Raw genomic sequence first — 21,835 nt, 5'->3', positions numbered from 1 at the left:
CCGCTCACACCCGCCGCTGCACGCGCAGCAGGTACTCCTTGCGGTCCAGCGGGTCGGGGCCGAGGCGCGGGCGGGCGGGGGCCGGGCCGCGTACCGGGCGGTAGCGGTCGAAGGCCGTCTCCAGCACGCCCTCGCCGCGGGTCAGGCCCGGCAGGCGCTGCCCCAGCTCGTGCACCCTGGCCGCCGGGATCTCCCCCTCGATCAGGCCCCGGTCCTGCCTGCGCGGGACGGCGCCGAGCCGGGCCAGCACGGGCAGCACCTCGCCCGCCGTGTCCGCGGGCAGCTCCAGCGTGAAGCGGTGCACCGGCTCGCACACCACGGTCCCGGCCCGCCGCAGCGCCTCCAGGACGACCAGCGGCGTCAGGTTGCGGAAGTCGCCGGCCGTGCTCGACATGCTCTTGTCGAAGACGCCGCCGGAATGGCTCTGCCTGGCCCAGTAGCCGGAGTGGGTCAGCGTGACCACGCAGTCGATCACCTGCCAGCCGCGCAGGCCCTGGCGGAGGGTGTCGTGCACGGTCTCCTCGATCGTGCGCATGAACGCGTGCGGCAGCGAGCCCAGCTCCACCTCCAGCCGGAACCGCACGCCGCCGCCCGGCGGGCCGGGCTCCACCCGCAGGCCGACGGTGGCCAGGAACGGGTTGGGCGGCTTGCCGATCAGCTCGGCGGCGGCGCCGGTGCCCGCCGGGCGCTCGACGCAGATCGTGGTGCTCTCCCTGAAGGTCACCTCCAGGCCGGCCTCGTCGAGGAGCGTGGCCTGGATGACCTCCTTCTGGACCTCGCCGTAGAGGGTGAGCGAGATCTCGCCGCGCGCGTCGTCCTGGCGCAGGCCGATGAGCGGGTCCTGCTCGGCGAGCCGGGTCAGGGCGAGCAGCAGCGCGCCCCGGTCGGCGGGGCGGGCCGGGGACACGACGGTCTCCAGGGTGGGCGGGGCGAAGTGGCCCGTCCCGGCGCGGGGCGGCGGCTCGCCGAGCGGGTCGCCGACGCGGACGGCGTCCAGCCCGCGCAGCCGGGCGATCTGCCCGGCTGCGACCGCCCCCGGGGGCCGCCCCGCGTCGGACGGGCGCGAGGGCCGCCCGGCACCGGGCGGGTGCGGGGTGCGCGCGGGGCCTGGCCGGCGGTGGGCGGGGCCGCCGGGGCCACCGGGGGCGCCGGGGGCGCCGGGGGCGCCGGAGACGCTGGGCACCTCGATGGCGGTGACGCGGGCCTCGGTGCCGCCCGGCAGGCGGAGGCGGTCGCGGACGCGCAGTGTCCCCGAGAACAGGCGGGCGTAGGCCAGCTTCTCCCCCGCCGGCCCGCGCTCGATCTTGAACACCGCGCCCGAGACCGGCCCCTCCGGGTCGCCTCCGGCGGCGGGCAGCAGCTCGCGCAGGCCCGCCATCAGCTCCGCCACCCCGGCCCCGGTGATGGCCGAGCCGAAGAACACCGGATGCACCAGGGCCCGCCGGGTCTGTTCGGCGAGCGCGGCCCGCAGCCGGGCGGGCGGCACCGGCGGCCCGCCCTCGACGTACGCGGCCAGCAGCGCGTCGTCGTGCAGCGCGAGCACGTCGATCAGCTCCGGTCCGCACCCGCCGTCGAAGGGTCTGAAGGCGGCCCGCGCGGTGCCCGCGCCGGTGACCTCGCCCATCGCCGCGACGGGCAGCGCGAGCCTGGCGGCCAGCTCCGCCAGCACGCCCCGGGGCCGCGCGCCCCGCCGGTCGATCTTGTTGACGAAGAACAGCGTGGGGATGCCGAGCCGGCGCAGCGTCCGCATGAGCACGCGGGTCTGCGCCTGCACGCCCTCCACGGCGGAGACCACCAGCACCACGCCGTCGAGCACGTTGAGCACCCGCTCCACCTCGGCGATGAAGTCGGGGTGGCCGGGGGTGTCGATGAGGTTGACCGTGGTGTCGCCCACGGCGAAGGAGACCACGGCGGACTTGATGGTGATGCCGCGCCGGCGTTCGAGGTCGAGGGTGTCGGTCCGGGTGCTGCCGTCGTCGACGCTGCCGAGTTCGTCGATGGCCCCGGCGGCGAGCAGCAGCCGCTCGGTCAGGCTCGTCTTGCCGGCGTCCACATGTGCCAGGATTCCGAGGTTGAGCGTACGCAACGAGTGTCATGTCCTTCGAAGGGAACCGTTCTTACGCTGATGGACACGGCAGTCGCTCGCATTTTTCGCTCCTTTCCCGGATGTCCCCGTCAGGAGATCAGAAGTCCGGGTAAGGGGGCAACCGGTTTAACGCTCCGCCCGCGCTCGCGGCCCTAGGGTGGAGTCCGTCACTCGTCGAGAGAGGAAGTCCGGTGAGCGGTACCGGTGAGCTGGCCATCCCAGCGGTGGTGGAGAGTGCGTCGCGGCCCGCGCCCCCGTCGGGCGGGCCGGCGCGCTGGCTGCTGAAGCACCAGGTGCATCCCGTCGGCCCCGAGACGGAGGAGGGGCACGCCAAGCCGCAGCCCTGGTGGAAGGTGATGTGCCTGACCGGCGTCGACTACTTCTCGACGCTGGCCTATCTGCCGGGCATCGCCGCGCTCGCGGCCGGGGCGCTGTCGCCGCTGGCCACGCTGCTCATCGTGGCGCTGACGCTGCTGGGCATGCTGCCGATGTACCGGCGGGTGGCCCAGGAGAGCCCGAACGGGCAGGGGTCGGTGGCGATGCTGGAGCGGCTGCTGCCGTTCTGGCGGGGCAAGCTGTTCGTGCTGGTGCTGCTGGGGTTCGTGGCCACGTCGTGGATCATCACCATCACGCTGTCGGCGGCCGACGCCTCCGTGCACGTGCTGGAGAACCCGTACTTCCCGGCCTTCCTGCACGGGCACGCGGTCGCGCTGACCGTCGCGCTGCTGCTGGTGCTGGGCGGGGTGTTCCTGCTGGGCTTCACCGAGGCGGTGAGCGTGGCGATCCCGCTGGTGGCGCTCTTCCTCGGTCTCAACGCGGTCGTCGTCGCCGTCGGGATCGCCGACGTGCTCGCCACGCCCGACGCGCTGTCGCGCTGGATCGACGGGCTGGCCGGGGCGCACGGCGGGCTCGGCGGCGTGCTGGGCCCGGCGGTGCTGGCCTTCCCGCTGCTGGTGCTGGGCCTGTCGGGGTTCGAGACGGGGGTCAGCATGATGCCGCTGGTGGCCGCCCGGGGCGCCGACCCGGACGAGCGGCTGGGCTCGCGCATCGCCAACACCCGCAAGCTGCTGACCACGGCGGCGCTCATCATGAGCGTCTACCTGATCGCCACCAGCTTCGTCACCACCGTGCTCATCCCGGCCGAGCAGTTCAGGCCCGGCGGCCAGGCCAACGGGCGGGCGCTGGCCTACCTCGCGCACGCGCGGCTGGGCGAGGTGTTCGGCACGGTCTACGACGTCAGCACCATCCTCATCCTCTGGTTCGCCGGGGCGTCGGCGATGGCCGGGCTGATCAACATCGTGCCGCGCTACCTGCCCGGCTACGGCATGGCGCCCGAGTGGGGCCGGGCGGTGCGGCCCGTGGTGCTGGTCTACACCGGCATCTGCGTCGTGCTCACGATCGCGTTCGGCGCCGACGTGGACGCCCAGGCCGGCGCGTACGCCACCGGCATCCTGGCGATGATGGTCTCCGGCGCGGCCGCGGTGCTCATCTCGGCGATCCGCCGGCGGCAGCGGGCCGCGGCCGCCGGGTTCGCCGTGCTGACCCTGGTGCTGGTGTACGCGCTGGCGGAGAACATCAGGGAGAAGCCGGACGGCATCGCCATCTCCGCGCTGTTCATCCTCGGCATCATCGCCATCTCGCTGGTCTCGCGGGTGTCGCGGACGACCGAGCTGCGGGCCGACCGCATCGAGTTCGACGAGCCCGCGCGCCGGTTCGTCACCGACTCGCTGGCCTACGACGGCGCGCTCGACCTCATCGCCAACCGCCGGCAGCGCGGCGACAAGGCCGAGTACGCCGCCAAGGAGGCCGAGCAGCGCAGCATGAACCCGGTCCCGGGGCGGGCGGACGTGCTGTTCCTGGAGATCGACGTCATCGACCCGTCCAGCTTCAGCGACGTGCTGCGGGTGCGCGGCGTCGAGGTGGACGGCCACCGCGTGCTGCGCGCGGAGAGCCCGGCGGCGCCCAACGCGATCGCCGCCATCCTGCTCGCGCTGCGTGACGCGACGGGGGTGCGGCCGCACTGCTACTTCGAGTGGGCGGAGGGCTCGCCGCTGATGCACCTGTTCCGCTACCTGATCCTCGGGCGGGGCGACACGGCGCCGGTCGTCCGGGAGATCCTGCGCACCAGCGAGCCCGACCCGGCCCGCCGCCCCGGCATCCACGTGGGCGGTTAGGGCGTTCCGCGCGGCTCGGCGCGGGTCGCGCGGTCGAACAGCTCGACCAGCTCGTCCGCGCAGGCGCCGGGGTCGAGGCCGTCGGCGACCCGCTCGGCCATCGTGTCGAGGGACGCGCGCAGGGCCGCCGCCATCACGGTGCGGTCGAACTCCCGGAAGGCCCCGGTGCGCTGCCCGTCCGCGAGCAGCGCCACCAGCCTGGCGAGCGCGGCGTCCCGCTCCGGCCCGCCGACGGGGGCCTGGTTGAAGGCGATCTGCTGCACGGCGCGCACGTGCGTGGGGTGGGCGGCGACGAAGGCGAGGTTCGACCTGATGAACGCCTCCAGCTGGGCTCGGGGGCCGGTCGCGGCCTCCAGCGCCGGGCGCATGAAGGCGGCGGCGTCGGCGACGACCTGCTGGACGACGGCCTCCAGCAGGCGGTCCTTGCCGGCGAAGTGGTAGGTGATCAGTCTCTTGCTGCTGAGCCCGGCGTGCTCGCAGATGGCCTCGAACGTGGTCTCCGCGTAGCCGCGCTCGGCGAGCACGGCGATCGCGGCCGAGGCGATCTGCGCCTTGCGCGCCTCGGTGGCCGCCTGGCGGGTCCCGGAGCTTCTCATGTCACCCCAGCTTGCCACCCTTGGGGTACGCCTCCCGCACCGCACGCCGGTTGACGATCAGCGCGACGGCGGCGACCAGGACGCCGACCACCGCCTGCTCGGCCTTCATCCACGCCGGGTAGCCGTTGTCGGGCGCGAGCAGGATGAGCACGATCCCGAGGGGCGCGGCGATGCTGACGAACCGGATGCGGACGTAGGCGGCTCTCCGGCCGCGCGCGGCCTGCCCGGTCAGGGCGATGAGCCAGACCGACGCGGCGGCCACGGCCGCCCCGCGCAGCCACATGACCCAGTTGCCGCCGAGGACGGCGGTCACGCCGAGCGTGGCGATCGAGATGACGAGGACGGCGACGAAGAGCGCCCGCACGGACGTCCATTTATTATCCATGCGGATAAAGTTATCCGCATGGATAATTTCACGCAAGGCCCGTCACCCCAGGAGCTCCACCGTCCCGCGCTCGCCGTCCACCCGGAGGCGGTCGCCGTCGTGGATGCGCATGGTGGCGTTGCCGGTGCCGACCACGGCCGGGATGCCCAGCTCCCGGGCGACGATCGAGGCGTGCGACAGCGGCGCGCCCAGGTCGGTCACGACCGCGGCGGCCCGCGGGAACAGCGGCGTCCAGCCCACGTTGGTCAGCGTCGTCACCAGGATCTCGCCGGGCCGCAACCGGTCGCCCTGCTCGGGCGCGGCGATCACCCGGGCGGTGCCCTCCACGACGCCGGGCGCGCCGGGGAAGCCCGACACGGTGTCGCTGACCGGCGCCATGCCGCCGCGCGCGTCGTACAGGTCGGCCCGCCGCTCGGGGTCGGCGGCCCAGCGCACCGGGTCGAAGTGCCCGACGATCAGCACCGGGTACGGCGGCAGCGCCGCGTACCGCTCGTAGGTGGCCCGCCGCACCGGCACCCGCTCCAGCGCGGCGGCGTCCCCGCGCAGCAGGGCCGGCAGCTCGTCCATGTGGAGGAAGAAGACGTCGTCGCCGTGCCCGGTCAGCTCCCCGGCGCGCAGCGCGAAAGCCCGCAGCACCCAGAAGGCCCGGATGTTCTCCGACCTGGCGTCCTCCCGGTCGCGCACGACCGCCGCCCAGCGCCGCACCCGCTCGCGCATCCTGGCCTCCTGGCGCGGGTAGCGCGCGGCGAAGCGGGCCCACGCCTCCTCCCTGGCGCGCTCCTGCCTGGCCAGCAGCGCCGCGGTGTCGTGGCGCAGCTCGCGCAGGCCGGCGAGCTGGGCGTCGATCCAGGCCGGGTCCTCGCCGGGCCGCGGGATCGACACCTCGAACTCGTGCGGCCCGCGATGGCCGTAGGCGGCGGCGAACTCCTCGCGGGTGATCTCGCCGCGGGCCAGCCGCGACAGGCCCATGACCGGGCCGAGGCTGGCCAGCTCGCCGCCGGCGTTGACGCCCGACAGCATGGCCTCGGCGTCGAGGTCGCCCATCATCCTGCGCAGCTTGTCGCGGGTCCAGACGAGGGTGGCGCCGCCCTGGCGGCCGGCCGCCTCCAGCATCTGACAGGCGGTGATCACGTGGGGGCGGATCTCGCGTTCCCACAGGGCGGCCAGCTCGGGGCCCGACTCCGTGGCGGCGATCCTGGCGCGCAGCTCCTCGCAGCGCCGCCGGGAGCCGGCCAGGAAGGCGGGCATGGCCCTGAGGTTGGTCCGGACCCGCCGCTGGAGGCCGACCGCCATCGGCACCACCCGCCTGATGATCTCCCACCGGGAGATGGGCACCTTCGGCACGACCAGGCCGGGCGGCAGCCTGCCGAAGACGTTCTCCGTCGCGGCGGCCCGCTTGCCCATGCCCAGGGCGGCGGCGATGGTGTGGAGGACGCTGAGGTTCATGTAGAACCGGCCGCCGATGTTGCCCACCATGTCGAAGCCGGGCAGCGACGAGGCCGACATCGCCTCGTGGATGAACATCCGCACGAACGTCCAGGTGAGAGGGGTCATCACGTCGGGGATGGCCTCGCCCAGGTTGCCCGCGGTCCACAGGTACTCGCCCCTGAGGCTGTCGTTCCACTCCTCCAGGCGCGGCGGGAGGCCGGTGATCGGGCGGGCCTGGAGGAGGGCGAAGGTGCCATCGGCGCGGCGGGCCCACTCGACGTCCATCGGGACGCCGTACAGCTCCCGCACGCGCGCCCCGAGCGCGGCCAGCTCCTGCGCCTGCCCGGCGGTCAGGACGGGGGCGCGGCGCAGCTCGTCCGGGACCGGCCGCTCCCGGGTGCCGTCGCCGGTGCGGACGGTCATGACGGTCTTGTCGCCGATCCGCTCGCTGACGACCGCGCCGTCGCGCAGCACCAGGGTGTCCGGGGTGACCAGGCCGCCGACCACGGCCTCGCCGAGCCCCCAGGAGGCGTTGATCACGGTCTCGTCCAGCGCGCCGGTCACCGGGTCGGCGGTGAACAGGATGCCGGCCGCGTCCGCGTCCACCAGCTCCTGCACCACGACGGCCAGCGCCACGTCGTCGTGCGGGACGCCCTGCCGGTCGCGGTAGGCGACGGCGCGGGCGTTCCACAGCGAGGCCCAGCAGCGCCGCACCGCGTCCAGGAGGGTGTCGGCGCGGACGTCGAGATAGGTGTCCTGCTGGCCCGCGAACGACATGCCGGGCAGGTCCTCGGCGGTGGCCGAGGACCGCACGGCCACCGCGACGTCGTCGCCCAGCGCCGCGTGCGCCCGCCGGATCTCGGCGGCGATCGCCTCGGGCATCTCGTGCCGGGCGAACAGCGCGGCGGTGCCCTCCGGGTCGCGCGGGTCGATCCCGTCGCGGAAGGCCGCGACGAACTCCCGGTACGCCTCGGTGGTGACGCAGAACCCGCCCGGCACCGGCAGCCCCGCCCGGACCAGCCGCGCCAGCGACTCCCCCTTGCCGCCCACCGACGCCAGATCGGCCGCCGCGTCGTCCAGCGGCAGTACGGCCCTCATCTCATCCACGCTCCTCCGAGCCCAGGGCGGCCGCCAGCTTGCGGCGGGCGACCTCCCGCATGGCGTCCAGAATGTCCAGGGTCGCCTGCGCCACGGCCCTCCTGTCCTCCTCCGGCAGCGGGCGGCCGGTGCTCATGACCCGCTCGACGGTGTCGGTCACCAGCTCGGCGATGCGGTCGCCGGGCAGCCGCGCCTCCGCCGGCAGCAGGTCCGGCAGGGCCACGAAGCCGTACACGATGGAGCTGATCACCGTCAGGTGGTCGCCGGGCTCCTCGCGTACCGCGCCGTGCTCGACCAGCCGGGCGATGTAGTCGTCGAAGTGCCCGCCCAGCTCCAGGCCGGTCGTGCTGGACCGCTTCATGCGGACGAGCTTGCCCAGCACCTCGTCGTCGCCGAGCAGCGCCGCGCGCAGCAGCGGCCGGTCCAGCGTCGCGCGGACGAAGTGCCCGAACAGCTCGTGCGGCGTGGCCGGCTCCGCCGCCCGGATCTCGTCCAGCAGGCGCACCCGCTCGCGGCGCAGCAGCGCGGCGAAGAGCTGGTCGCGGGTCCGCCAGTGCAGGTAGATCGTGCCCTTGGCGACCCCGGCGGCGCGGGCCACGTCGTCGATCGTGGTCTTGCCGTAGCCCCAGCGCAGGACCAGCTCGGCGGCGGCGTCGAGGATCCGGTGCGCCCGTTCGAGCTGGCGCGCCGGATCCTGCGGTGGCCGTCCGGCCCTGACCATCGTCTCACCCCTCGTTTGTTTGACTGGATGAAACTATTTGGTCATTTAATTGTAAGCAAGAGTTCAGCCGAGTCTGGCGAGCAGGCTCCCGGCTCTCGGGGCGAAGGACGGGTCGCCGGAGTCCGCGGCGGCGCGCAGCAGGCGGCGGGCCGCCGCGACCTCGCCACGCTCGTAGCGGATCTCGCCGAGCCGGCACGCGGCCTCGGCCACGAGGTCGGGCTGCTCGGTCAGGCCGAGCGTCAGCTCGTAGAAGCGCAGCGCGCCGTCGCGGTCGCCGAGCCAGTAGCACAGCTCGCCCAGGTGCGCGGCGGCCGTGCCCGACTCGGCGTCGCCGGCGTCGATGACCCGCTGGTACCAGGTCAGGGCCTCGGGGAAGTCGCGCTCGCGCTTGGCCAGCGCCCCCAGGTGCATCGCGGCCAGCGCGGCGGTGTGCCCGTCGGCGGTCCAGGCGGCGCTCCCCGCGCCCCGCGCGGCGGTGGCCTCCGCCGTGGCCCGGGTGGCGCGCAGGTACCACTCGCGGGCCAGCTCAGCGTCCTCGTCGTGGTAGGTGCGGCCCAGCGCCACCATCGCCCGTGCGGCCAGGTCCGGGTCGCCCGCCTCCACCACCCGCAGGTACGCCGCCCGCCCCTCCTCCAGCAGGCCCGCGCCGGCCAGCGTCTGGGCCAGGGTGAACAGGGCGAGGGGGGTGCCGTCCGCGGCCACCTCCCGCAACATCCGCAACGACTCGGCCCGTTCACCCCCCATACCGCCTTGCCCACCCCTGCGGCGCCGGGCGCCCCTGGTGTCCCGATCGTCCCGACCGTCCCGTTCCGCCCGGCCGTCCCGCGATCTGCCGGGCACGCCCATGGCCGGAGTTCCGGTCCCGGCCTCGGCCCCGCCCTCGCCGTCGCGGTCGCCGTCCAGCAGGTCCAGCAGGCGGGCCGTGGCGGCGGAGCGTACCTCGGGGTCGTCGTGCGCGCCGAGCCGGTCGAGGATCGCCCGCGCCTCGGCCCGCTCCCCCAGGGCCGCCAGCCGGTCAGCGGCCATCAGCTCGGCGAACGGGCCCTGCCCGGAGCGGGCGAAGTACGCCCGCACGGCCGCCGGGTCGGCGCACTCCTCACCCAGCTCGCGGGCGAGCGCCGCCCCCGCCTCTCCCATCAGGTCCAGTACGCGGGCCGTGGCGTCGTGCGCACCACGCTCGAACTCCTGCCGCGCCAGTGCCCCCAGCCCCTCCAACGCCTCGGCAACCGGAGCCGCGGACCCTGCGCCCCCACCCGTGAGCCCACCCGTGAGCCCGCCCCTGAGCCCACTCATGAGCCCGCCGACGGGCGTGTCCCCGAGGCCGTCCGCGAGTGCCGCCCCGAACGCTTCGGCGGCGGCGAGCACGTCCCCCTCGTCGCGCCGCCAGCGGCCGATCAGGAGGTGGGCGACCGCCGCGGCCTCCGGCTGCCCGGCCGCCGCCGCGGCCCGCGCCTGCTCGTACGCGCCCGCCCGGTCGCCCAGCTCGCGCAGCACCTCGGCCAGCCTGGCGCGCAGCCCGGGGACGAGCGGGGCGAAGCCGCCGTCGATGCCCCGCCGGTACATCAGGGCCGCGCCCCGCAGGTCGCCCGTGTCCCGGCAGGCGTCCCCCCAGCCCCGGTAGCCGGTGGCCACCGTCTCGGGATCGCCCGTGGCCACGGCGTGGTCGGCGGCCTCGGCGGCGGCCTCGTGGTCGCGCTCGCCGATGAGGTGATCGACCAGCAGGCGCAGGCACTCCAGGTCGCCGGCCGCCGCGCCGTCCGCCAGCACCCGCCGGGCTCCGGGCGCGTCGCCACGCTCCTCCAGCGTTCCGGCGAGCATCGCGGCGGTACGGGGCATCCCGGCACGCAGGGCCTCCACCGAGCCGTCCAGGTCGCCGCGGCGGCGGCGGACGACCGCCAGGTGGCGCCAGGCGTCCGGGGCCGTGGCCGGGTGCCCGGTGGCGGGCAGGAGGCACAGCTCGGCGCGGCCGGGGTGGCCGTCCTGGGCCCAGCTCGCGCCCATCGCCAGGGACGCCCGCGCGGCCGTCTCCGGGTCGCCCATCTCGACCACCAGCCGGTACAGCCTTCTGGCGGCCGTCCCGTCGGGCGCCCGCCCGGCCGCGTCGAGGGTCCGCAGCAGGCCGTCACGCCGGTCGCCGCCGGTGAGGGCGGCCAGCAGGCGGCGGGCGGCGGGCACGTCGCCGCCGTCGAGCGCCAGCACCAGCTCGGCCGCCGTGGCCGAGCCGGTGACCTCGACGAGCGCGGTGAGGCGACCGCCGTCGGCGGCCGGCACCCGGCCCCGCTTCTCGGGCGTCGCCCGGGTCTGGTCCTCGGCTGTTGCTGTTCCGAGCTGGGTTCTGGCCACGGCGGCGGCCCACGGGTCGTCGTCCTGCGTGGCGGCGCGTTCCCAGGCGGTGCGGGCGTACTCCGCGTGCCCGGCCCGGGCGGCGAGCCGGGCGGCGGTCAGCAGCGTACGGGCGGCCGTCGCGGGATCGGCGGCCACGGCCCGCTCGAACGCCGCCTCCGCCCCGGCCATGTCCCCGGTCTCGGCCAGCAACTCTCCGAGCAACCGCGCCTCCCGGCTCCCCGTCCCGTCCGGACGCCGGCGCCGGCGCGGCGCCTCGCCGGGCTCCGGGTTCTCGGAGGGGTGGTGGGGGTGGGCGCTCTCCTTGCTGCCGGCGAGGGCGGTGAGGGTGGCGAGGGCGGCGTGAGGGTCGCCGTGGTCGCGCAGGGCCGTCGCCAGGCGGAGCCTGAGCTCCGCGCTGGGCGCCTCTTCCAGCAGCTTCCGGGCCGCGTCCGGGTCGCCGGCCTCCACCAGGGCTTCGGCCAGCAGCGCCGTCGTGCCGGGGCGGGGGTCGCCGTCGAGGGCGAGCGCGCGCCGGCAGGCGTCGGCGGCCTCGCCGGCCCGGCCGAGACGCAGCAGGACGCGAGCGAGACCGTCCAGCGCCAGCACGGCCTCCGCCCCGTCCCCAACCGGCGCGGTCCCCGGCCGGTTCCGGGTGGGGGCGGTTTCCGTCCCGTTCGTGTCCTTGGCGGCCTGTTCCCAGGCGGCGAGCGCGCCTTCCAGGTCCCCGGTCTCCTCGCGCAGCGTGCCGAGGTGCCGCCAGGCTTCCTGGCGGAAGGCCGGGTGCCCCGACCCGGCCGCCAGGGACAGGACGTCCTCGGCGGCCCCGAGGTCGCCGCGCCGCCACCGGCAGTGCGCGCTCTCCAGGGCGAGCAGCCCGGCCAGCAGCGCGTTGCCGTCCCCCGGCACCTCGGCGAGGGCCGTGGCGGCGCCGGCGAGGTCGCCGTCCAGCAGGGTACGGGCGAAGCGGCCGAGCGCCGCGGGCTCGCCGGTCGCCCGTCCGAACGCCGCCCGCGCCCCGTCCGGGTCGTCCAGCCGCATCCGGGTCAGCCCCAGCAGCCACGCGGCGCGGGCCGCCTCCTCGCCGTCCTCCCGCGCCAGGCGCAGCTCGTGCAGGCGGGCGGCGGCGACCAGGTCGCCCTGCCGCTCGTACAGCGCGCCCAGCGACCCGGCCGCCTCGGCGCGCAGCCCGCGGTGCGGGCTGTCCAGGGCCATCGCGTACGCCGCCCGCGCCTCCCCCGGATCGCTCTCCTCCACCAGCGTGCCGAGCCGGTACCCCACCCACGGGGCGAGCACCGGGTGCCCCTCGTCGCGGGCCCGCCGCAACAGGGCCACGGCCTGCTCCCGCTCCGGCAGCAGCTCCCTGGCCAGCGCCGCCGCGTACGACAGGGCCAGCGGCTCCCCGGCCCCCGCCGCCCGCTCCAGCAGCCGGGACGTCTCCGCCGGCGGGAACCCGGAGGCGGCCAGCACCTGGGCGAGCACGGCCGAGCCGAGCGCCGCCACGGCCGGGTCGGGGTGCCCGGCGACGGCGCGGTGGCGGGCCGGCCCCTCCTCCCGCCCGAGCCGGCGGTGCTCGGCCACGGCCCGCAGCACCGGGTGCGGCTCGCGGCCGGCGCAGCCGCGCAGCAGGTGCAGGAGGAGGCAGGCGGTGAGGCCCTGGCCGAGGTCGTCGCCCTCGGCCACGTACGCCAGCAGCTCGTCGGCCTGCTCCCGGTCGCCCTCGCCCAGCTCCAGCTCGGCCAGCGCCACCATGGCCCGCACGGCCTGCGGACCGGCCCCGGAGTCGGCGGCCCGGCGCAGCAGCCGCCTGGCGCCGGCCAGGTCGCCGCCGCGCAGCAGGCCGAGCGCCGCGTCCACGTCCTGGGCGGCCCGCTCGGCCACCGGGTCGGCGAGCGGACGCCGCCGGTCGTCGCGGTCGAGCAGCAGCCGCGCCTTGAACGCGGCGTCCGGGTCGGGATGCCCGGCGGCGAGCCGCGCCAGCTCCATGACCTCCGCGTACGCCCCGGGCCCCCGGTCGAGCAGCGTCCCGAGCAGCGTGACGCAGAACGCGGCCCACTCGTTCTCCCCCGCCTCCAGCACCGCCCGCGCGGCGGCCAGCGCGCCGGCGGTGTCGCCGGCCTCGGCGCGCGTGCGGGCCAGGCACGCCTGGGCCCGCACGGCGTACTCGGGGTGGCCGCTGGCGACCACCCGGCGCAGGACCGCCTCGGTCTCGTCCTGGCCGCCGAGCTGGGCGGTGACCGTGGCCAGCTCGATGAGCGACGGCAGCCGCACGTCGGGGCGGGGGTCCTCGGCGGCGATCCGGTACGCGGCGGCGGCCTCGGCGTACTCGCCCAGGCTCGCCAGGGCGGCGCCGAGCAGGTGGTGGGCGGTGGCCAGGTGGTCGGGGTGGCCGACGGCGATGGCGTGCTCGCAGACGGCGCGGGCCGCGGCGTGGTCGCCCGCCTCGGTGTGCAGCCGGTGGAGCCGGAACGCCGCGAGCGCCACCACTTCGGGGTCGCCGCAGGTGAGCAGGGCACGCAGGTCGTCCTCGTCCTCGGCGGCGGCGTAGCGGGCGCGGGCGGAGGCGGGGTCCTGGTCGAAGTCGGGCAGCTCCAGCCGGGCGGCCAGCTCGGCCACGGCGGCGCTGTCGCAGCGGCGGGCCCGTTCCAGCGCCCGCTCCGCGCCGGGCGCGTCGCCGAGCTGCGTGCAGACCAGCACCAGCGCCGTGTCGGCGAGGGCGGCCACCTCGAAGTCGGCGCCGTCCGAGGCGATCGTCAGCACCCGGTGGGCGGCCGGCCACTCCTTGGCGGCGATCAGCATCATGCCCATGGCCATGGCCGAGCGCTGCCCGAACACCGGATCGCCGGACAGGATGACCGCCCGGTGCGCGGCCTCGGCGCCGTCGAGGTCCCCCTGCTCCTGCAGCAGTCCGGCCAGCAGGTGGGACGCCTCCGGGTCGCCCGTGGCCGCGATCTGCCTGAACAGCGTCGCGGCCTGGTCGAGCTCTCCCGCTTTCCAGCAGTTCATCGCCGCGTCGAGCTGCTCTGACGCCATTCCTCACCCCAAGGTCATTCAATGATGCGAAAAAGCTACACATCTGTCCCATGCGTCACAGCGCAAACCGAGATTCCCGGTCCGCGCCTCCGGGCGGGCGTGCGCGCCGTAGCGTGGATGCCATGGCCAAGGCGTTCTGGATCGACCAGGACTTCGACAGGGATCGCGACGGGCGTTACGCCGTCCACGTGCGCAAGAACCTGGACGAGTTCGAGTGGGGGGACATCGCCCCCGTCAGGTTCGCGTGCACCGCGTGGCAGCTGGCCACGCCGCCCTCGCTCACCCCCGGCTACGTGCGGTGGGACCACCGCGTGCTGGAGGCGACCTGCCACCGCAACACCTGGGACGGAACGCTGTACGCGCGGGTGCGGCTGGCCTCGCCGCTGCCGGAGGAGCTGACCCGCTCGCGGGCCTGGTGGCGCGACCGCGGCTGGCTGGGCTGGCAGCGCACCTTCGGCCAGTACGTCGAGCCGTCCCAGCAGGACCTCGCCCGCATCCCGTTCCTGCGGGCCATGCTGCTGGTGGAGGCGCCGCTGCCGCTCGACGACCTGCCGCCGGAGCCAGAGGGCCCCTACGACGAGGTCGAGCAGCGCGCCGACCGCGCGGTCACGGTGCTCGCCCGCGAGCTCGACGCACTGGTCAGCCCCGTCCTGGACCAGCTGGGGCCCTGACCGGTCACGGCCATGACCGGTTCCGGCGGCGACAGCATTTTCGATCAACGACGGGGTAGCACTCGTCCCATGCGAATCCTGCTCATCGTGCCGGCGCTGGCGACAGCGCTGGCCCTGGCCGGCTGCGCCGTGGACACGGCCGCCCCCGCGCGGGCGGCCGAGCGGTTCCACGCCGCGCTCGCCGCGGGCCAGGACGATGCCGCGTGCGGGATGCTCGCCCCGAAGACCGCCGGCAAGCTGCCCCACCCCGGCCAGACGTGCGCGCAGGCGCTGCACGAGCTGAAGCTGGGCGCGGGCGGCGCCGTCACCGCCGTGAGCGTCTGGGGCGAGGACGCCCAGGTGCGGCTGTCCGGCGACACCCTCTTCCTGCACCGCTTCCAGAACGGGTGGCGGGTCAGGGCGGCCGGCTGCGAGCCGGTGCGCGACCTGCCCTACGAGTGCGAGGTGGAGGACTGATGCGGGTCATGTTCGCGATCACCACGGTGCTGATCGTGGTCGGGCTCGCCTGGTTCTTCGCCATGGGGTGGTCGAGACTATGAAGTGGATCAAGGAGAACTCCCTCTCTCTGGCCTTCCTGGTGATGTTCCTGCTGGCCCTCGCCGGGCAGGCGATCTCCGGGACGCTCTACTTCAACGACCAGCAGCGGGTCCTGGGCGAGCCGACGGTCTCCGTGTGGCAGTACGTGGCCTCCTCGGAGTTCGCCGTGAACGTGGCGGAGAACTGGCAGTCGGAGTACCTGCAGTTCTTCCTCTACATCATGTTCACCATCTGGCTGGTCCAGAAGGGCTCCACCGAGTCCAAGGCCCTCGACGACGCCGGCGCCGAGTCCGACGCCCAGCAGCAGATCGGCCCGCACGCCAAGGCCACCTCGCCCGCCTGGGCCAGGACCGGGGGGCTGCGGCTGTGGTTGTTCAGCAACTCCCTCGGCTTGGTGATGGGCGTCATCTTCGCGCTGTCGTGGCTGGCCCAGTCGGTCGCCGGGCAGGCCGCCTACAACTCCGAGCGCCTCGGCGACCTGCGCGACCCGGTGTCGTGGGGCGCGTACGTGACCTCGCCGGAGTTCTGGAACCGCAGCCTGCAGAACTGGCAGTCCGAGCTGCTGGCCGTGTTGTCGATGGTGGTGCTGTCGATCTACCTGCGCCAGCGGGGCTCGCCCGAGTCCAAGCCGGTCGGCGCCCCGCACGCGGCCACCGGCGTCGAGAGCTGAGCGACGGGCCGGCCGGTCACCACGGCGGCGGCTGACCGGTCACCACGGCGACGATGCGCGTGCCCGGCTCGAAGGCCCCCCGCCGGGCCAGGCCGACGACGCCGAGGAGCATCTTGGCCACGTAGATCCGCTCGACCCCGTGCCGCGCGGCGAACTCCTCCAGCTCCGGCGTCGTGCGCGCGTAGCCGCCGAAGTGGTGGTCGAGGTCGATCGACCAGTTGTCCCACGTCCGCCCGTACGCCTCCCGCTGCAGCCTGGCCACCTCCCCGGCCAGGAACCCGGCGCCCTTGAGCACCGCGAACCCCAGCGCCCGCCTGCCCTCGGGCAGCCCGGCCGCGATCCCGGCGAGCGTCCCGCCGGTGCCGACCGGGCAGCAGACCACGTCGTACGGGACGCCGATCTCGCCCGGCAGCTCGGCGCAGCCGCGCACGGCCGCCGCGTTGCTGCCGCCCTCGGGCAGGATCGTGACGTCCTCGCCCCACCGCGCGCGCAGCGCCGCCCGCACCTCCTCGGTGTGCTTGCGCCGGTAGGTCGCCCGGTCGAGGTAGGTGAGCGTCATGCCGCAGGCGGCGGCGCGGGCGAGCACCGGGTTGAGCGGCAGGTGCTCCTCGCCCCGGATGACGCCGACGGTCTCGATGCCGTGTCGCCGTCCGGCCTCGGCCACCGCCCTGATGAGATTGGAGTACGCGCCGCCGAAGGCGAGGATCCGGCGCGAGCCCAGGTTGTGCTTGAGCTTGCGCGGCTTGTTGTCGTCGTGCATCAGGAACACCCGGACCCGGCCGAGCCCTGGGTCCAGGAGCTCCTCCATGGCGCTAGTCTACGGTCGGGCCTTTGTTGAGGAGTGTTGGATTATGCGCGTTGTTGAAGCTTTCCGCGCCGCCTTCGGCGCGGATCCGCAGACCGTCTGGCACGCGCCGGGCCGGGTGAACCTGATCGGCGAGCACACCGACTACAACGACGGCTTCGTACTGCCGTTCGCGGTGCCCTGGGGCGTGAACGCGGCGGTCAGCCCGCGCGCCGACGGCACCATCCGCCTGCTGTCCCTCCAGTCCTCCGGCGAGCCGCTCACGCTGGCCACCCACGAGGAGGCCAAGGGCTGGGCCCGCTACGTCGTCGGCGTCGTGGAGATGCTCGGCGACCGCGTGGCCGGCGCCGACATCGCCGTCGACGGCGACGTCCCGCAGGGCGCGGGGCTCAGCTCCAGCGCCGCGCTGGAGGTCTCCGTCGCCGCCGCGCTCAACGACCTCCACCAGCTCGGCCTGACGCCCATGGAGCTGGCCCTGCTCGGCCAGAAGGCGGAGAACGACTTCGTCGGCATGCCCTGCGGCATCATGGACCAGGCCGCCTCCGCGCTGTGCGAGGAGGGCCACGCCCTGTTCCTCGACTGCCGCTCGCTCGCCTCCCGCTCCATCCCGCTCGACCTGGCCGCCCACGGGCTCAGCATCCTCATCATCGACACCCAGGTCCACCACGAGCACGCGGGCGGCGAGTACGCCAAGCGGCGCGCCGAGTGCGAGTCGGCCGCCCGCACGCTCGGCGTCCCGTCGCTGCGCGACGTCACCGACCTCAACGCCGCCCTGGAGCGGCTGTCCGGGGCCGAGCGCAAGCGCACGATGCACGTCGTCACCGAGAACCACCGCGTGGAGGCACTGATCGGCCTGCTGCGCGCCGGCGCGGTCACCGAGATCGGCGCCCTGCTCAACGCCTCCCACCTGTCGCTGCGCGACCAGTACGAGGTGTCCTCCCCCGAGCTGGACGTCGCCGTCGAGGCCGCGTTCAAGGGCGGGGCCAGGGGCGCCAGGATGACCGGCGGCGGCTTCGGCGGCTCGGCCATCGCGCTGGTGGCCGACAACCGGCTCCAGTCCGTCCAGGACTCCGTCTCGGCCGCCTACGCCGAGCGCGGCTTCCAGCCGCCGCGCTTCCTGCCGGCCACCCCGGCGCGCGGCGCCCACCGCGTCGCCTGACGCCCCTCCCCTACAGGGACGGGAACTCCGGGGGGCGGCGTTCGAGGAAGCTCGCCACCCCCTCGGCGAAGTCGGGACGGCCGAAGGAGGCGATCATCTCCTGCGCGGCCGTCCTGGCGGACTCCTCCAGCGTGACGTCCCAGTCCCGCCACACCTGCCGCTTGATCACGGCCATGGACGCGGGCGAGCTGTGGCGGGCCAGCTCCCGGGCGTACTCCTGCGCCTCGGCCACCACCCCGTCCCCCGGCACCACCCGGTTGGCCAGCCCCAGCTCGTACGCCTCCCGCCCGGTGAACACCCGCCCCGACAGCAGCACGTCCATGGCCCGCTGCTGCCCCATGACGCGCGGCAGCACCCACGACAGGCCGTACTCGGCGATCAGGCCCCGCCGGGGGAAGGCGGTGGTCCACTTGGCGTCCTCGGCGGTGAAGACCAGGTCGCAGACGAGGGCGTGCACCATGCCGAGCCCGGCGCAGGCGCCGTTGACGGCCGCGATGACCGGCTTGCCGATGCTCGTGGGGAAGGTGTTGGGCCGCGGGTCGGGCTTCTCGTCGTACGAGCCGGTCGTGATCGCGCTGAGGGTCTTGAAGTCCGCCCCCGAGCAGAACCCCCTGCCGGCGCCGGTGACCACCACGGCCCGCACCGCGGGGTCCCGCTCGGCCTCCTCCAGCAGGTCGAAGTAGCGCCGCCCCATCGCGTCCGTCCAGGCGTTGAGCGTGTCGGGACGGTTGAAGGTCAGCGTGAGCACGCCCTGGTCGGCGGCTGAGAGCACGAGTTCCGGCATGCCCATAACAGAACCATGTTCTGTCCCGTGGCGGCAAGTACCGTGTCCGTCATGGACTCCCGGCACCTCGCGTGGGACGGCTGCCACAACGTCCGCGACCTGGGCGGGCTGCCGGCCGCGCGCCCGCTCAGGGCCGGCCTGACGGCAGGGGAGACCGCCACGTTGCGGCGGCGGCTAACGGTGGTGGACGAAGGCCGGGGTCAGGACGCTGGTGTCGTAGTAGCGGTGGAAGACGGGGGTGACGCTGCCCGACAGCGGCGGCACGATCCATGACCAGTCGGCCGGGCAGACCCGCCCGGCCCGCTCCTCCCGCTCCAGGTGCGCGAGGAAGCGCCGGGACTCGGTGTGGTGGTCGGTCATCCGTACCCCGGCCCGCTCGAACGAGTGCAGCACCGCCACGTTCAGCTCCACCAGCGCGTGGTCGCGCCAGAGCGAGCGCTCGCTGGTGGTGTCCAGCCCCAGCCGGCCGGCGACCTCCCTGAGCCGGTCGTAGCGGTCGTGGTCGGCGAGGTTGCGGGCGCCGATCTCGGTGCCCATGTACCAGCCGTTGAACGGCGCGCACGGGTAGCAGACGCCGCCGATCTCCAGGCACATGTCCGAGATGGCGGGCACCGCGTGCCAGCGCAGCCCCAGCTCGGCGAACCACGGGTAATCGGGGTGCGTCAGCGGCACCTCCAGCACGGCGTCGCCGGGGAGGTTGCAGAGCAGCGGCTCCCCGGCCCCCGGCTGGATGATCACCGGCAGCACGTCGAACGGCCCGCCGGTGCCCCCGTGCCAGCCCAGGGTCCTGGCCAGGTCGGTGAGCCAGAGGTTCTTGGGGTCGCCGGTGACGCGGCCGTCGCCGGCGCGGTGCCCGGCGTAGCGGACGAGCTGGTCGTTGAGGATCCGCGGGCCCCGGCGGGCGGGCGTGTCGGGCGGCAGGACGGTCACCGTGGGCCTGATCCGGCCGCCGCCGGTGGCCTCGCGCAGGTGGGCGACGCACTCCAGGGCCACGCCCTCGGCGCTCTCCACCTCCCTGCGGTCGCGTACCCGCAGCGAGCGCCAGTAGAGGCGGCCGATGCAGCGGCTGCTGTTGCGCCAGGCCACGCGGGCGCCGAAGGTCAGCTCGTCGGTGGTGTGGGTGTAGGTGCCCGTCCGGGCGATCTCGCGCCCGATGTCGCGCAGCCGGGCGTACGGGCTGCCCGCCGCCGGGTTCTCGGCATGGTAGAGCCTGATGAAACGCTCCGCCTCGCGCGGGTCGGTGGGCGCGTCGAAGGGATTGAGGGACCTGATCCAGGTACGCACGCGGCAATCAGCACTTCTCCGTCATCGGATCGCCCCGCCGGATTTCCGGGTCACGGCGGCACGTCCTGCCGGCGGCGCCCTCTCCTCGCCACCTTCACAGCTTCCCGCGGCTCCGGCCCCGCGGGGACCGGCGTCCCCATCCTCGCCGCCGGGCCCGCTCTTGTCCCGAGTTTCCAAAAATCCTGCCACGACATCGTCACAAAGCGTGAAATAACCCTCGATCCCGCCCCAGCCTGCCGGGACGGGATCGGGGGCCGCGCGATCACCTGGCGGAGAATTCCGTCCAGACGCAGGTGAGATGGACGGCGCGGCCGGGGCGCCGGTGCTCACCGACGACCCTGCGAGGCAGCTCCCGGGCCGGGAGCGCGATCACCACCCGCTCGGCCGGAACGACGGTGACGCCGTCCGGGGCGAGCTCCCAGGCCTGCGCCGGATCGATGACCTTCTCCTCGACCAGCTCGGCGACCTTGGCCCTGGAGAGCTTGACGACCCCGGAGACCTTCTCGCCCTTGGCGGGCTTCACGCCCTTGGGGAGCCTCACCGCCTTGCCGCCCTCGACCCGGCACGTCATCCGCCCACCGGCGCGGACGGGCTCGCCGGGCTCGGCACGCACCGCGACCGGCCCCTTCCCGCCCGGCTCGCGCACGACGGCGGGCCCGTCGTCGGCCAGCGCGCTCCCGGCCAGCCCGGCCAGCCCGAGCACGGTCGCGATCCCGACGATCGCGAGGCGCCGCTGCAACATGGGGATCTCCTTCTGCTGGATGTCCTGACACCCAGGAGAGTCCTCCACCGCACCTGAACCGGAACTTAAGGCACCCGAAGCGATCTTCAGCGACCTACGGTCCCCATAAACGCCAGATCCTCCTCGTACCGGCCGGCGGCCCGGCGCAGGGCGTAACCGGCGGCCAGGAGCGCGAGCCCGGCCCAGACGGACGGCACCTCGTGATCCCCGAACCCCCGGCCGACGAGGAGCATGAAGAAGCCGTCGCTGTCGAGCACCTTGCCGAGGGCGTTCGCCATGACGCCCGCCACGCCGCCGGCGACCAGCACCGCGGCCACGACCCGCGGGAACCGGCCTCCGGGCCACCTGGCTGTCAACGCCACCAGCAGCGCGGGAACGGCGAAGATCAGCAGCGTGTTCTCGGCGACCGTCAGTCAGAGCGAGACATGCCCCGCGCCGGGCACCATCCCCGCGAGCGCACCGAGCCCGGCCCCGGCTCCGGAGCTTCCGATCTCGCAGAGACCGGGCTCCGTCCGGGCCCAGCCGCACGGCGAGTACATCGTCGGCGACAACGCCAGCACACCGCTGGCCGCCCGCCATGAACCAGGCCGCACATCCGGCTCCTCGAAGAGGTGTGGATCAGGACGGGGGAGAAGTATGCCACAGAGCACACGAACGCCCAGCGCCCCGACCGGCCCCGGAAACGACTCAGGCCCCCTGACCTGTCTCCAGGAAGGGGGCCTGCGCTACGAGCGAAGCTCCCGCGATAGGACTCGAACCTATAACCTGCCGGTTAACAGCCGGCTGCTCTGCCGTTGAGCTACGCGGGATCGTGCTGTTTGCGCTGCTCGATGGGGCTTTGTGGCCCCTCCGCGGTGCGCATGAATAGATTAGCGCACTCCTGGAGTGCGTGTCGCATCGTAACTGGGGTAGGCCCGGTGACAGCGGAGGTGCGAAATGCGATATCGAATGACATTCGCCGTTGGACTGGCAGTCGGGTACGTGCTGGGCAGCCGCGCGGGCCGCGAGCGCTACGAGCAGATCAAGCGCGCGGCTCAGCGGGTCGCCGACAATCCCCGGGTCCAGGAGGTCGCGGGCGTGGTCGGCGCGCAGGCGTCCAAGTACGCCGAGACGGCCAAGTCCAAGATGGGCGGGACGCTGCAGCAGCGGATCCCGTTCCTGGGCGGGGAGGGGCACAAGCACGACGGTGCCACCGGCTGGCCGGAGGAGGACGCCGTCAAGGCCGACGGCGTGGAGTCGAAGGCCACGGAGACGGGGATCCCGTACTGACGGGAGACCAGGATCCGCGCCCGCGGGATCCCGGGCCGCCCGGGGTCCCGCGCCGGCCGGGTGCCGGTGAC

General features: G+C 74.7%; 17 protein-coding genes and 1 tRNA gene. 6 read left to right on the top strand and 12 right to left on the bottom strand.

Annotation, left to right across the window (positions count from 1 at the left end):
• Positions 1–4 precede the first annotated feature (4 nt).
• On the bottom strand, positions 5–2,086 hold the full coding sequence (locus AB0H75_RS07075; protein WP_367791698.1) for a GTP-binding protein: 2,082 nt from the start codon (positions 2,084–2,086) through the stop codon (positions 5–7).
• Positions 2,087–2,277: 191 nt separating this feature from the next.
• Here AB0H75_RS07075 and AB0H75_RS07070 point away from each other — a divergent pair, with 191 nt between their 5' ends.
• Positions 2,278–4,260: an amino acid transporter gene (locus tag AB0H75_RS07070; RefSeq protein WP_367791695.1), complete on the top strand. Its 1,983-nt coding sequence runs from the start codon at positions 2,278–2,280 to the stop codon at positions 4,258–4,260.
• Here the strand turns inward: AB0H75_RS07070 and AB0H75_RS07065 are convergent.
• From AB0H75_RS07065 to AB0H75_RS07045, 5 genes are all read right to left on the bottom strand, one after another.
• On the bottom strand, positions 4,257–4,856 hold the full coding sequence (locus AB0H75_RS07065; protein WP_367791692.1) for a TetR/AcrR family transcriptional regulator: 600 nt from the start codon (positions 4,854–4,856) through the stop codon (positions 4,257–4,259). The genes AB0H75_RS07070 and AB0H75_RS07065 overlap by 4 nt on opposite strands.
• 1 nt (position 4,857) lies before the next feature.
• The gene (locus AB0H75_RS07060) at positions 4,858–5,241 is read right to left on the bottom strand and encodes a hypothetical protein (RefSeq protein WP_367791689.1); all 384 of its coding nucleotides are present in this window, start codon (positions 5,239–5,241) and stop codon (positions 4,858–4,860) included.
• Positions 5,242–5,283: 42 nt separating this feature from the next.
• Complete coding sequence (locus tag AB0H75_RS07055) at positions 5,284–7,767, bottom strand: PEP/pyruvate-binding domain-containing protein (RefSeq protein WP_367791686.1); 2,484 nt, start codon at positions 7,765–7,767, stop codon at positions 5,284–5,286.
• A gap of 1 nt (position 7,768) precedes the next feature.
• Complete coding sequence (locus tag AB0H75_RS07050) at positions 7,769–8,488, bottom strand: TetR/AcrR family transcriptional regulator (protein ID WP_367791683.1); 720 nt, start codon at positions 8,486–8,488, stop codon at positions 7,769–7,771.
• A 63-nt stretch (positions 8,489–8,551) separates the two neighbouring features.
• Entirely contained in the window at positions 8,552–13,843 is a 5,292-nt protein-coding gene (locus tag AB0H75_RS07045; RefSeq protein WP_367791680.1) for a tetratricopeptide repeat protein, read from the bottom strand.
• Positions 13,844–13,965: 122 nt separating this feature from the next.
• On the opposite strand from AB0H75_RS07045, the gene AB0H75_RS07040 reads away from it, so the two are divergent.
• From AB0H75_RS07040 to AB0H75_RS07030, 3 genes are all read left to right on the top strand, one after another.
• Positions 13,966–14,514, top strand: a complete 549-nt coding sequence (locus AB0H75_RS07040) for a hypothetical protein (protein WP_367791677.1) — start codon at positions 13,966–13,968, stop codon at positions 14,512–14,514.
• A gap of 69 nt (positions 14,515–14,583) precedes the next feature.
• The gene (locus tag AB0H75_RS07035; protein ID WP_367791674.1) at positions 14,584–14,970 is read left to right on the top strand and encodes a hypothetical protein; all 387 of its coding nucleotides are present in this window, start codon (positions 14,584–14,586) and stop codon (positions 14,968–14,970) included.
• A gap of 79 nt (positions 14,971–15,049) precedes the next feature.
• Entirely contained in the window at positions 15,050–15,721 is a 672-nt protein-coding gene (locus AB0H75_RS07030; RefSeq protein ID WP_367791671.1) for a DUF6766 family protein, read from the top strand.
• 16 nt (positions 15,722–15,737) lie between these two features.
• On the opposite strand, the gene AB0H75_RS07025 is transcribed toward AB0H75_RS07030, so the two are convergent.
• Positions 15,738–16,529 carry a 1-aminocyclopropane-1-carboxylate deaminase/D-cysteine desulfhydrase gene (locus AB0H75_RS07025; RefSeq protein WP_367791668.1) on the bottom strand — a complete coding sequence of 264 codons (792 nt, stop codon included), beginning with the start codon at positions 16,527–16,529 and terminating at the stop codon, positions 15,738–15,740.
• Positions 16,530–16,572: 43 nt separating this feature from the next.
• Between AB0H75_RS07025 and galK the strand changes: the two genes are divergently transcribed.
• Positions 16,573–17,685 carry a galactokinase gene (galK, locus tag AB0H75_RS07020; protein ID WP_367791665.1) on the top strand — a complete coding sequence of 371 codons (1,113 nt, stop codon included), beginning with the start codon at positions 16,573–16,575 and terminating at the stop codon, positions 17,683–17,685.
• Between the two features lie 10 nt (positions 17,686–17,695).
• Here the strand turns inward: galK and AB0H75_RS07015 are convergent, their stop codons facing one another.
• The 5 genes from AB0H75_RS07015 to AB0H75_RS06995 all read right to left on the bottom strand — a co-directional run bounded on the left by AB0H75_RS07015 (position 17,696) and on the right by AB0H75_RS06995 (position 21,304).
• Positions 17,696–18,469 (bottom strand): enoyl-CoA hydratase-related protein, encoded by a 774-nt coding sequence (locus tag AB0H75_RS07015; RefSeq protein ID WP_367791662.1) that lies wholly within the window; start codon positions 18,467–18,469, stop codon positions 17,696–17,698.
• 174 nt (positions 18,470–18,643) lie between these two features.
• Positions 18,644–19,753, bottom strand: coding sequence for a nitric oxide synthase oxygenase (locus AB0H75_RS07010; RefSeq protein ID WP_367791659.1), 1,110 nt, complete (start codon positions 19,751–19,753; stop codon positions 18,644–18,646).
• A 262-nt stretch (positions 19,754–20,015) separates the two neighbouring features.
• Positions 20,016–20,495 carry a hypothetical protein gene (locus AB0H75_RS07005; RefSeq protein ID WP_367791656.1) on the bottom strand — a complete coding sequence of 160 codons (480 nt, stop codon included), beginning with the start codon at positions 20,493–20,495 and terminating at the stop codon, positions 20,016–20,018.
• A gap of 86 nt (positions 20,496–20,581) precedes the next feature.
• Positions 20,582–20,851 carry a hypothetical protein gene (locus AB0H75_RS07000; protein ID WP_367791653.1) on the bottom strand — a complete coding sequence of 90 codons (270 nt, stop codon included), beginning with the start codon at positions 20,849–20,851 and terminating at the stop codon, positions 20,582–20,584.
• A gap of 381 nt (positions 20,852–21,232) precedes the next feature.
• Positions 21,233–21,304, bottom strand: a tRNA-Asn gene (locus tag AB0H75_RS06995).
• A gap of 127 nt (positions 21,305–21,431) precedes the next feature.
• Between AB0H75_RS06995 and AB0H75_RS06990 the strand changes: the two genes are divergently transcribed.
• On the top strand, positions 21,432–21,764 hold the full coding sequence (locus AB0H75_RS06990) for a YtxH domain-containing protein (protein WP_367791650.1): 333 nt from the start codon (positions 21,432–21,434) through the stop codon (positions 21,762–21,764).
• Positions 21,765–21,835: the final 71 nt, after the last annotated feature.

Origin of the sequence: Nonomuraea sp. NPDC050783, from assembly GCF_040802095.1 — a bacterium.
Classification (GTDB): domain Bacteria; phylum Actinomycetota; class Actinomycetes; order Streptosporangiales; family Streptosporangiaceae; genus Nonomuraea.
This window is presented reverse-complemented; position numbering and strand designations above follow the sequence as displayed.